This window comes from Psychrobacter sp. 219-2-C (assembly GCF_049560815.1).
GTDB lineage: Bacteria > Pseudomonadota > Gammaproteobacteria > Pseudomonadales > Moraxellaceae > Psychrobacter > Psychrobacter faecalis.
The window spans coordinates 2,397,058-2,409,430 of record NZ_CP186933.1 but is presented as its reverse complement, the minus strand read 5'-3'; the positions used below and the strand labels follow the sequence as shown (position 1 = coordinate 2,409,430).

At 44.8% G+C, this 12,373-nt stretch carries 9 protein-coding genes; 1 reads left to right on the top strand and 8 read right to left on the bottom strand.

Going from position 1 to position 12,373, the window contains the following annotated elements; all coding sequences use genetic code 11:
• The first annotated feature begins 114 nt into the window (after window positions 1-114).
• Complete coding sequence (locus ACPEGP_RS09865) at window positions 115-1,596, top strand: phosphomannomutase CpsG (RefSeq protein WP_423813291.1); 1,482 nt, start codon at window positions 115-117, stop codon at window positions 1,594-1,596.
• Between the two features lie 149 nt (window positions 1,597-1,745).
• Here the strand turns inward: ACPEGP_RS09865 and ACPEGP_RS09860 are convergent, their stop codons facing one another.
• The 8 genes from ACPEGP_RS09860 to odhB form a co-directional block, all read right to left on the bottom strand.
• Entirely contained in the window at window positions 1,746-3,134 is a 1,389-nt protein-coding gene (locus ACPEGP_RS09860) for a UDP-glucose/GDP-mannose dehydrogenase family protein (protein ID WP_423813290.1), read from the bottom strand.
• Between the two features lie 101 nt (window positions 3,135-3,235).
• On the bottom strand, window positions 3,236-4,900 hold the full coding sequence (pgi, locus tag ACPEGP_RS09855) for a glucose-6-phosphate isomerase (RefSeq protein WP_423813289.1): 1,665 nt from the start codon (window positions 4,898-4,900) through the stop codon (window positions 3,236-3,238).
• 3 nt (window positions 4,901-4,903) lie between these two features.
• Window positions 4,904-5,785: a UTP--glucose-1-phosphate uridylyltransferase gene (locus ACPEGP_RS09850; protein WP_201590024.1), complete on the bottom strand. Its 882-nt coding sequence runs from the start codon at window positions 5,783-5,785 to the stop codon at window positions 4,904-4,906.
• Between the two features lie 52 nt (window positions 5,786-5,837).
• Window positions 5,838-6,884: a UDP-glucose 4-epimerase GalE gene (gene galE, locus ACPEGP_RS09845; RefSeq protein WP_423813288.1), complete on the bottom strand. Its 1,047-nt coding sequence runs from the start codon at window positions 6,882-6,884 to the stop codon at window positions 5,838-5,840.
• Window positions 6,885-7,005: 121 nt separating this feature from the next.
• A complete protein-coding gene (gene sucD / locus ACPEGP_RS09840; protein ID WP_068407825.1) occupies window positions 7,006-7,881 on the bottom strand; it encodes a succinate--CoA ligase subunit alpha in 876 nt (291 codons plus the stop codon).
• 178 nt (window positions 7,882-8,059) lie between these two features.
• The gene (sucC, locus tag ACPEGP_RS09835; protein ID WP_068407827.1) at window positions 8,060-9,226 is read right to left on the bottom strand and encodes an ADP-forming succinate--CoA ligase subunit beta; all 1,167 of its coding nucleotides are present in this window, start codon (window positions 9,224-9,226) and stop codon (window positions 8,060-8,062) included.
• Window positions 9,227-9,405: 179 nt separating this feature from the next.
• Entirely contained in the window at window positions 9,406-10,857 is a 1,452-nt protein-coding gene (lpdA, locus tag ACPEGP_RS09830) for a dihydrolipoyl dehydrogenase (RefSeq protein ID WP_201590020.1), read from the bottom strand.
• Window positions 10,858-11,076: 219 nt separating this feature from the next.
• The gene (gene odhB / locus ACPEGP_RS09825) at window positions 11,077-12,339 is read right to left on the bottom strand and encodes a 2-oxoglutarate dehydrogenase complex dihydrolipoyllysine-residue succinyltransferase (protein WP_144296828.1); all 1,263 of its coding nucleotides are present in this window, start codon (window positions 12,337-12,339) and stop codon (window positions 11,077-11,079) included.
• Window positions 12,340-12,373 lie beyond the last annotated feature (34 nt).

Sequence of the window (12,373 nt, the reverse complement as noted above, 5' to 3'; positions counted from 1 at the left end):
ACTACGGCTTTATGACTCATTTGGTAGTTAGTGTATCATTGAACGCTTATTGACTTATAATCCTGTTATCACTCCCTCATTTTTTACTGCGCACGCACAAGGAAGCTTATTATTATGTCCACTTCTGCGACTACTGGCTATCAGCCAGCAACAGAATTTCACCCTATTAGCATTCAGTCATTTAAAGCGTACGATATCCGCGGCGAGCTTGGTGTCAACCTTGACGAAGACATCGCCTACCGTATCGGCCGTGCCTTTGCCCAAATTTTATTCGAGCGTTTTAGCACTGCAGATGTCGCCGTTGAACTAAAAGACTTAAAGCCAGCTATCGTCATCGGTAGCGATATCCGCCACTCCAGTGAGCAGTTAAAACAAGCAACCATCAAAGGTATGCTCGATGCGGGTGTCGATGTGATTGATTTGGGTATGACAGGCACAGAAGAGGTCTATTTTGCGACCAGTTATTATCAGGCGTTGGGCGGTATCGAAGTAACAGCTAGCCACAATCCGATTAATTATAATGGCTTAAAATTGGTAAAGGAATACTCAAAACCGATTAGCGCCGATGATGGCTTGGCAGAGATTCAAGCGTTGGCAGAATCGGGGCAATTTGGTACGGATAATCAACAAGGTACATTACAATTACTAACGGATAAAAGCGCTTATATCAATCATGTCATGACTTTTATTGATGTTGATAAATTAAAACCGCTAAAACTGGTTATCAACTCCGGTAACGGTAGCGCAGGTCCCGTCGTTGATTTATTAATCGACAAGTTAGCACAAGCTGGCGCGCCAATTGAAGTGCTTAAATTGCACCATACGCCTGATGGCAGCTTTCCAAATGGCATTCCCAATCCAATGATTGAGGCCAACCGAACCGCCACTCAGCAAGCGGTGCTAGAAAATAAAGCCGACCTTGGCATTGCCTTTGATGGCGATTTTGACCGCTGCTTTTTATTTGATGAATACGGCGAATTTATCGATGGTAGCTATGTCGTTGGCATGCTCGCGCAGGCGTTTTTAAACAAGTATGCAGGCGAGTCAATCGTCTATGATCCACGTGTGATATATAACACCGAAGCCGTCATTGATGAGCATAACGGTAAGGCGGTTATTAGCAAGTCTGGGCACTCATTTATCAAACAAGTGATGCGTGATTCTGGTGCAGTGTATGGCGGCGAAATGTCCGCTCACCATTATTTTCGCGATTTTTTCTACTGCGATAGCGGCATGATTCCGTGGCTTTTGACCATTGAGTTATTATCAATTACCGGTAAAACCTTGTCAGAATTGGTCAGCGGTTATATTGCAGCCTATCCAAGCTCAGGCGAGCTGAATTTTCATTTGACCACTCATGATGCGCCAGCCATTATTAGCGCCATCGAAGAGAAGTTCAGCGCCGACAAGCCAACCAAATCGATGCTCGATGGTTTGAGTTTAAACTTTGGCGAATGGCGTTTTAACTTACGCGCTTCTAATACTGAACCATTAATTCGCTTAAACATCGAAAGTCGCGGTGATAAGGATTTACTACAGACTAAGACGCAAGAAATTCAGCAATGGCTTGCTAGTAAAGGGGCGGTGCCTGCTTAACTTAAGTAATCATAATGCTAAGTAAAGACGTTCTGAACTTATGAGAACAAAAAAGCGCCAGTTAATTTTTATATTAACCGGCGCTTTTATTTAGATTCAGTTCATTAGCTGCTTGTCTGCTACGCTTATTTTACCCTTGTTAGAAAGCGTTATTTGGCGCGGCCAATCCCTATATAGTCACCGACCAAATCATCAACCTGCGTTCGCGACAGCGCATTGCGCGCATCGAATATTGGCAGCGCCTGCTCATTAAGCCTAGCGACATCTAGTCTGTTTTCTGGCAACCAGCTGATGATAAAAATGGCCTGTGCTTCATTAAGCTTTTGGTACGGACTGGCGATCAGTTCCAGTAGCGACTGCTGTCCATAGAGCTCAGCAAGCTCGGTTTGGGCTTTATCACTATACACCAGCGTGCGTATATTATAAGACCAGAGTAGCGCTAACAACGGATGAATCGCCGACTCTGCTGTCCGTCCCGAGCCCGCTTTATAACTGCCGCCCCAAATCATCACGGTTTTATGGTCGATAAATCCATCGAAATACTGCCAAAACTTGCGAAATATCAGCTCTTTTTGGTCTTCGTTGATATCAATAACTGCCTGTAGTAACGGCATAGCTAGGCTTTTTTCTGTACTGGACTGCTGCAGCTTAATCAATTCAGTCGGTAGTGTATTACCACCAAAGCCCCAGCCTGCTTGCAAGTAGCTACTGCCTACGCGCTCATCAAGTCCCATAATATGACTGACTTGCTGAATATCAATTTGTTGACTATCCGCCAAGCGCGACATCTCATTCATAAAGCTCACCCTTGTGGCAAGCATCGCCATGATACTACTACGGGCAAACTCTATGGTGGCAATATCTGCTTGATGAAAAGCGCGCGCCTGCTGTATTAAAGGCTGTAGCATCGTTAAATGATGGCGGCTATTTGGTGTTTTTTCACCCAGCAACAACAATGATGGATTTAGCATTGAGCTGTACGCATCGCCATCCTTTAAGAATACAAATGGCACATAATAAACCCAAGCGCGCTGCAACTGCTTGGACAATGCATCAACCGCGCCCAGCTGTTTAATGCCACTCATGATAAGCGGTAAGGTTTGCTGATGACTGTGATTAAAGGCCGTAATCCAGCTGTCTGCTTGCCATACTGGGCGGATACTGTCTAAAAATAACCAATATAGCGCAACTTGTTTTCTCTCATTATTATTATCCGACGTTTCATAGTGCTCTAGCAGCTTACTCGCAGTAGTGGGCAAAGCATAGCTGACAATTTGTTGCTGCTGCACGTACATCTGCCATAACGCTTGCACATGATGCTCAAAACCATATTGTTGTAATTGCTGCGTCAATACCTCTTTATCAGTATAAAGATGCACCGTATGACCGAGACTTGCCAGTACCACAGCACTGGTAATCGCCTCGATACTATGACCAACGAGGACGCAAACGCTGGTGTTTTTAGCAGCTTGGTTAAATGAATGTGATGCGGATTGGTCGTTATCTGTCTTGTGTTTATTTATAGCGGCAGCGCTCATAAGATTACCTTTTATATTGCAAAGTTAGCAGCGTGGATAAGTGGATAAGCCAGTCGCATGATGCTACTAGCTACTAGCTACTAGCTACTAGCCTTAAGCCATTAAGACAACAGCTTAATATGCTGCAATAGCTGATTGGTAGAGGTATCAAATTGCGCATCGCCGCCTTGCTGCATGGCGGTATGTACCGACTCTGCCATTTTCTTGCCCATCTCAACGCCCCATTGATCAAACGGATTGATATCCCAAATGCTGGCCATGACATAAACCTTGTGCTCATAAAGCGCTATCAACTCCCCCAAACTATGCGGGGTCAGCTCATCGATAAGGAGCGTCGTTGACGGCTGATTGCCGCGGTAATATTTGTATTTATCGGTATCAGAAGCCGCTTCAATATCCTTATCAACAATAGCAGCATTACCAAAAGCCAAGACCCGACTCTGCGCCAAACAGTTTGCCAAAGACAATTCATGCTGCTGCTGTAGCGATTCATTTGTCGCATCATCACTATAACGGCGCACGCACGCAATAAAGTCACAAGAGACCTGCTGCGTCCCTTGATGCAGAAGCTGATAAAAAGCATGCTGCGCATTGGAGCCAATCTCGCCCCACAAAATTGGACACGTATCATAATCGAGACGCGCGCCATGCTGCGTCACCGATTTGCCATTACTTTCCATCTCAAGCTGGGTCAAATAGCTTGGCAAATACTCCAAACGTCCATCATAAGGCAGCACGGTATGCGCATTGACTTGTAAAAAGGTACTGTTCCAAACAGCGAGCAAACCTAATAATACTGGCAAATTCTCAGAAAAGTCTGCTTGGGCAAAATGCTTATCCATATTATGTGCGCCGGCTAGCAGCTCTTTAAAACCATTCATGCTAATACGAATAGCAATAGCAAGTCCAATCGCCGACCACAATGAAAAACGGCCGCCAACCCATTCCCACAGCTGCAATTGATGCTCAGGGTGAATGCCCCATGCAGTCATTTTTTCACAGTTGGCCGATACGCCGATAAAATGACGGCGCAAGACGCTTTCTTCCGTGCCAGCACGTAGCTTTGCCGTAGCGAGTAACCATGACAGTGCTGTCTTGGCATTGGATAGCGTATCAACGGTGCCAAAAGATTTGGAGGAGATGATAAATAAAGTGGTTTCAGGATTTAGGTGCTTGAGCAAATTATCAAGCTGTGTGCCATCCATGTTAGAGACAAAATGCACCTCAATAGCAGTATCTGCCCATTCATCAAGCGCGGTGGTCGCCATCAGTGGGCCTAAATCTGAGCCGCCAACGCCAATATTAACCACATCAGTGATTGCTTTACCAGAGAACCCGCGCCACGTGCCGTTGCGTACCCGCTCTGACAATCTTTCTACCTGCGCCAAACTCTCATGTACATCAGCAGCGACATTTTGCGTGCCAACTTGCAGCTGTTCTGTAGCTGGCAAGCGTAGAGCGGTATGCAGCGCTGCTCGCTCTTCACTGGTATTAACCATCGCCCCTTGTAATAAGGCATCGATACGGCCTGACAACTCGCAACTATTCGCCAAATTTAATAAATTTTCTAGCACCGCATCACTAATACACTGCTTGCTATAATCCATATATAGCGCGCCCGCTTGCGTGCTAAAGCGAGACGTCCGCTCATTATCCTGCGCGAACAATGGAGCAAGCGCCCACGGCTGCTCCGCTAACTTGGCTAAATGCTGCCAATACTTAGAGTGGCGGGCACTTTTATAGCCCTTATTATTTATCTCATCCATTAGCTATTTATCATCCCTTAACTGCTGCTCGGCAAAATAGATAAAAGCTTGCATATACGAGCGCATATCGCCCGCATCATAACTATCACCGCGCATGGTCGTTACATTAACGCCATATTTGCTAATCAATGCATCAATGGCATCAGTCAGTTGAATCTCGCCGCCAACCGACGCTCTAGTATTGGCCAGATAATCAAATATATGATTGCTAAATACATAACGACCGACAACGGCCAATTTTGAAGGAGCATCCGCTAAGTTGGGCTTTTCGACAAAACCGGCAACTTTAAAGCTTGCGTTTTTATCAGCTTGCTCGATTTCATGCGCTTGATTAAATGCTTCGTCTAATTGGGCAATACCGTATTTATGCACATCTTCATCTGCTACGTTATTGACCAATATTTGCGAATGCGTGTCTTTGGCAAAGGCTTCAATCATAAACGCCAAATTATCAGTCGTTATATCGGTGGTAAATGGATCGAGCACCACATCCGGCAGTAGTACCGCAAAGTCATGCTCGCCGATGATTGGACGCGCCGCCAATACCGCGTGTCCCAACCCTAGCGGTTTGCCTTGACGTATCATAGACACCGTTACATCCTCGGGTAACCAGTTTAAGCTATCAGCTAACGCGCCTTTACCTTTAGCACGCAATTGATTATCCAATTCAGCATTGATATCAAAGTAGTTTTCGATGGCGCTTTTTTGTGCATGACCGACCAAAACGATATGTTTGATACCAGCAGCAATGGCTTCTTCAACGACATAATGAATAGCGGGACGATTGCCAAGTGGTAGCAGCTCTTTTGGCACTGATTTCGATAACGGCAGCATACGTGTACCAAAACCTGCGACAGGAATAACAGCGTGAGTAATTTTTTTCATAATTTTTAGACTGTATTTAAAAGTGTGAAATAAGAAACATGCTTAATCAATGCTAAGCGCTATGATAGCCATTCGGGTTTTTACTCTGCCAACGCCACGTATCTTCACACATCTCAGTGATAGATAGTGTCGCCTCCCAACCTAGCAAATCTTTGGCTTTATCGGCGCTGGCATAGCAGCTGGCAATATCTCCTGCGCGCCGAGCAGAAAACTGGTAAGGAATATTTTGGCCTGATACTTCAGAAAAAGCCGTGACCAATTCTAAAACAGACGTTCCTTTACCTGTTCCTAGATTAATGGGTAAAAAACCTATTGAGCTGTATTTATCTCGACCTACTTGTTTCTGTAAGTAGTTAAGCGCTGCTACATGACCTTGGGCAAGATCAGTGACATGGATAAAATCGCGTACCCCCGTCCCATCGACAGTAGAATAGTCATTACCAAAAATACTAAGTTTTCCAAGCTTGCCAACGGCGACTTGCGAAATATAAGGCATTAAATTATTAGGAATATCATTTGGATCTTCGCCAATTTGCCCAGATGGGTGCGCACCTACGGGATTGAAGTACCTAAGTGGAATAAGATTCCAGCCATCATCGGTTGCCGCCAAGTCCTCTAAAACATGCTCGACCATCAGTTTGCTCTGACCATAAGGATTGGTGCAAGAACGCTTTGATTCCTCATTGATGGGCAAGGATTCAGGATCTCCATAGACGGTCGCAGAAGATGAAAAAACCAAATTCTTAACATCGGCTTCTTTCATAACTTCCAATAAAGCAATGGTGCCACTGACATTATTATTATAATACAGCAATGGCTTGGCCACCGATTCTCCAACGGCTTTTAGTCCCGCAAAATGAATCACACCAAAGAACTGATGCTCGGCAAAGACCTGTTTGAGTAGATCAATATCACGAATATCGCCTTCAACAAACTCGATGGGTTGATCAATAAGCTTGGATACGCGCTCAATGGCCTCGCGGCTACTATTAGACAAATTGTCGTAGACCACAATATCATAGCCTGCTTCATGTAAAGCTATACAAGTGTGTGAGCCGATATATCCAGCACCACCGGTTACCAATATCTTGTTTTTCATAATTGCTACATTTTAATCAAAGGAAAGTTATTTTTAGAATAAAAAAAGACACCCCATTGTAGGAGTGCCTTTGTTTTTTTTCAACGATGTTTTGGTATTAGACTAGCTATTAATACCTAAATTACCAACCGGTAACTTCTTTTAACTTATCACCGATTTTTGATGGATCACGGGTATAAGCAATACCAGCGTCTTCAAAGGCTTTAAATTTCTCTTCAGCAGTACCTTGACCACCGGAGATAATCGCGCCAGCATGGCCCATACGCTTACCAGCAGGTGCAGTCACACCAGCAATATAACCAACAACTGGCTTGGTTACGTGCTCTTTGATATAAGCCGCCGCTTCTTCTTCAGCTGTACCACCAATCTCACCGATTAATACGATGGCTTCGGTTTGTGGATCGTCTTGGAACAGTTTTAGCGCATCGATTTGGTTCATACCTGGGATAGGGTCGCCGCCGATACCGATACAAGTAGACTGACCAAAGCCAAGCTTAGTGGTTTGGGCAACCGCTTCATAAGTCAACGTACCAGAGCGTGAAATGATACCCACTTTACCTGGCAAATGGATATGGCCTGGCATGATACCGATTTTGCACTGACCTGGAGTGATAACGCCTGGGCAGTTTGGACCAACCATACGTACATCGCCTGCTTCTTCGATATAACGCTTGGCTTTTAGCATATCGATAGTCGGGACGCCTTCAGTGATCACGACGATCAATTTTACGCCCGCATCGACTGCTTCAACGATAGAATCTAATACAAATGGAGCTGGTACGTAGATAACTGAAGCGTCAGCTTGGGTCGCTTCCATGGCTTCTGCCATGGTGTTAAAGACTGGCAAACCTAGGTGCGTTTGACCGCCTTTACCTGGGGTTACGCCGCCAACTACTTTAGTGCCGTACTCAATTGCTTGTTCAGAGTGGAATGTACCGTTCTTACCAGTAAAACCTTGTACCAATACTTTGGTATCTTTATCAATTAATACACTCATTATTTTTTCCTTATTCGGTTGTCTTGCAATAGCAGTTTTCTCGCTCACTTATCGTTAAATGTTAACGATTTATGCTTTTGCTAAAAACTGCCATCACGCTGTGACTATAATGCTTAAGCGTCTGGTTAAGCGAGTTATGAATAAAACAGCGCTTAACCGCACGACTTATATTAAAGACTTATGCTTTAACCGCATCGACAATTTTTTGCGCCGCATCTGCTAGGCCTTGAGCTGAAATGATTTTCACATCAGATTGCTCTAGTAGCTCAGCACCTTTTTCAGCGTTATTACCTTCTAGACGGACAACGACAGGCACTTTTACGTTCACTTCTTTAACTGCTTCGATAATCGCTTCGGCAATCATGTCACAACGTACGATACCGCCGAAGATGTTGATTAGAACGCCTTCAACACTGCTGTCTTCTAGAATGATTTTGAACGCTTCAACAACGCGATCTTTGGTTGCACCGCCGCCAACGTCCAAGAAGTTAGCAGGTTTGCCGCCGTACAATTTGATGATGTCCATGGTCGCCATCGCAAGACCAGCACCGTTTACCATACAACCGATGTTACCTTCTAGGGCAACATAGTTTAGGTCAAATTCAGCGGCTTTAAGCTCGCGCTCGTTTTCTTGCGTTTTATCTTGTAGTGCTGCAATTTTAGGCAGGCGATATAAAGCGTTTGAATCGATACCGATTTTGCCATCAACACAAACGATTTCGCCATTTTCGCGAACCGCTAATGGATTGATTTCTAATAATGCAAAATCATTGTCAACGAATGCTTGATAAGCGCCGCTCATCAATTTTACAAACTGGTTGATTTGCTTGCCTTCAAGACCCAGTTTAAATGCCACTTCACGTGCTTGGTAAGGCATTAGACCAACTAATGGATCAACGCTTACTTTAAAGATTTTTTCTGGAGTTTCGCTTGCGACTTCTTCGATATCAACGCCGCCTTCGGTTGATGCCATAAAAGTTACGCGACGCGTAGAACGGTCTACAACTGCACCAAGATATAGCTCAGTTTGTACTGGGTACATATCTTCTGCAACCAATACGAAGTTAACTGGTTGGCCTTCTGCGTCAGTCTGGAATGTAACCAGATTGGTACCGATAAGCTCTTCAGCAACTTGCTTTGCTTCTTCGCGAGTTTTAACGAGCTTCACACCGCCCGCTTTACCACGGCCACCAGCATGAACCTGCGCTTTAATAACCGCAATATCAGTAGGCGTCTTATCAAAAGCAGCAGCAGCTTCGTCGCCATTATGGGCGATGATGCCTTCTTGAATGGGCAAACCGTAGCTTTTTAATAGCTCTTTTGCTTGATACTCATGTAAATTCATTGATTGTATCCTTTATTTTTTACAATTAATAAAAAGTGAAAACAAGTGCAAGGCAGAATAACGCTGCCACACTTATGATGGCGGTGACCGTTATCATAATAGTGATAGCGGTCGCACCATCCGGTTAAACTTGATATTGACTCAAATGCTTTTCATTTTAAGCAAGTTAATCTCAAAAACTATTTACGTTTTTTACGCTGTATGGCATGAATCGCACGGCCATCTGCTGATAAAGCGGCTTCATGAACCGCTTCAGAAATGGTTGGATGCGCAAATGTCATCAACTGCAAATCTTCGATACTAGACACAAATTCCATCGCAATCATACCTTGATGGACAATATCGCCCGCACCAGCAGAAATGGCATGCATACCTAACAAACGATCTGTTTTAGCATCAGCAACAACTTTGATAGAGCCTTGTGCTTCACTTTGTGCAAGCGCACGACCGTTAGCTGCTAGGTTAAATGAACCAGTTTTGACTTCATAACCCGCTTCAGTCGCTTCTTGTTCGGTCAAACCAACCCATGCAATTTCTGGATGGGTATAAATGACGTTGATAATGGTGTCATAGTTAACTTGTGCTTTTTCACCATGAATGCGCTCAACCGCCATCATGCCTTCTTCCATCGCTTTATGCGCAAGCATAGGGCCACGAACCAAGTCACCGATTGCATAAACGCCGTCAAGGTTGGTTTTACACTGGTCATCGACATCGATAAGGCCGCGCTCAGTCAACGTGATACCACTGTCTGCGCCCAATAGTTTTTCAGAGTAGGCACGGCGACCAACACAAACAATCAGTTTATCAAAGCTTTCATCCGAGGCTTCACCTTTTGCTTCGCTGGTCACGACAACTTGATCGCCTTTCACTTCAGCATTGGTTACTTTGGTATCAACGCGGATATCAAGACCTTGCTTTTTCAGCATTTTACCCGCTTCTTTAGCAATGTCTTTGTCAGCCGCTGCTAGGAAGCTTGGTAGCGCTTCATAGACAACCACTTCTGCGCCCAAGCGGCGCCATACTGAACCTAGCTCAAGACCAATGACGCCTGCGCCAATGACGCCTAAACGCTTTGGTACTTCGGTGAAATCAAGCGCGCCAGTAGAATCAACAATACGGTCGCCGTCAGTTTTTGCCACAGGAATATCGATAGGCACCGAACCTGCTGCAAGAATGACGTTTTTGGCGGTAATAGTCGTTTCACTGTCGTCTTCTAGAGCGGTAAATTTAACTTTTTTATCCGCACCTTTCCCGTCTTCTAATGTGCCCCAGCCTTGTAGCCAGTCAACGCCATTGCCTTTTAGCAATGCCGCCACGCCGCCAGTCAATTGCTTAACGATAGCTTCTTTACGGCCAATCATTTGCTCGATATCGATAGCAACGTCACCGGTGCTGATACCATGTTCAGCAAGGTCATGCTTGGTCGCTTCATAACGATGTGATGAATCAAGTAAGGCTTTTGATGGGATACAACCGACGTTTAAGCAAGTACCACCCAGTGCTGGCTCACCTTTATACACGCGTTTTTCGATACAAGCCACGCTCATACCCAATTGACCTGCACGAATAGCGGCTTCGTAACCACCAGGACCGCCGCCGATGACGACTAAATCATAATTGTCTTTCATAGTACGTTCCTATTTTTAATTTGGTTCTAATTTATTTCTAAATTTTTTCTAATTTTATGAGGATTAAATGATTGGTTAGCCTATTGATGAATAAATGACACTTTCATTCTGTCGTTAATACACCACAAAAAAAGTCGTATTTATTTGACAATAAACCACAAACACCTCGTCCAAAGTGAAAAAGCTTGTATCAGTGGTTACCGATACAAGCTTAAAAGCTTACAGGTCTAGGAGTAGCATGGTTGGATCTTCGACCAACTCTTTGATAGTAACTAAGAACTGTACCGCTTCTTTGCCGTCAATCATACGGTGATCATATGATAGTGCTAGGTACATCATTGGTAAAATTTCAACTTTACCGTCGACTGCCATTGGGCGATCGTTGATAGCGTGCATACCTAAGATAGCAGTTTGTGGTGGATTCAAGATAGGCGTTGACATGAGTGAACCAAAGACGCCGCCGTTTGAAATGGTGAACGTACCGCCAGTCATGTCATCAAGACCAAGTTTACCTTGTTGTGCTTTACCACCAAACTCACGAATCTTAGCTTCAACATCAGACATGCTCATGCGGTCGGTATCACGCAATACAGGAACGACCAAACCACGATCTGAAGATACGGCAACACCGATATCATAGTAGCCGTGATAAACGATGTCATCGCCGTCTAGAGAAGCGTTAACCGCTGGGAAGCGTTTTAGTGCTTCAGTCGCCGCTTTAATAAACAATGACATAAAGCCTAGACGTACGCCATGACGCTTTTCAAATTGCTCTTTATACTTAGCACGCATATCCATCAACGGTTTCATGTTGACTTCGTTAAACGTGGTTAGCATCGCTGTTTCTTGTGAGGCAGCCAGTAGACGGTTAGCAACTGTCTTACGTAAACGCGTCATTGGTACGCGTTTTTCAGTACGCTCACCGGTTGATTCAGCAACTGGACGACCGCTATCAGATTTGATAGAGCTATCAGCTTTTAGCGTTGGGTTTGCCATGTCGGTTTTGGTTACACGACCACCGCGGCCACTACCTTCGACGTTTTTAGGATCAACGCCAGATTCTTTCGCCGCTTTTCGTACCGCAGGGCTTTGGTCTTTATGATCCGCTTCGTCTTTTTTATCTGTGGCTTGGACTGGCTCACCGCCATCGGTAGCTTGTTTCGGCTGTACTGGCGCTGCTGGTTGGTCTGGGTCAACTGCAGGCTCATCCGCGCTATCGCTGCTACCACCAGCAGAACTACCGCTAGCACCAGCTTCAAACTCGGCGATTAGCTCGTCTGACAAAACTGTATCGTCAACTTGCTTAACGATTTTGGTAACCACACCGTTATCAGGTGCAACCACTTCTAATACTACTTTATCAGTTTCGATTTCAGCCAATAAGTCGTCGCGGCTAACTTCTTGACCTTCAGTGACATGCCATTCCACGAGGGTGCCATCGGCAACCGATTCTGGAAAAACGGGGGCTTTAATTTCAGCCATCGATATACTCCTTAGATATTGATATTACTCTTTA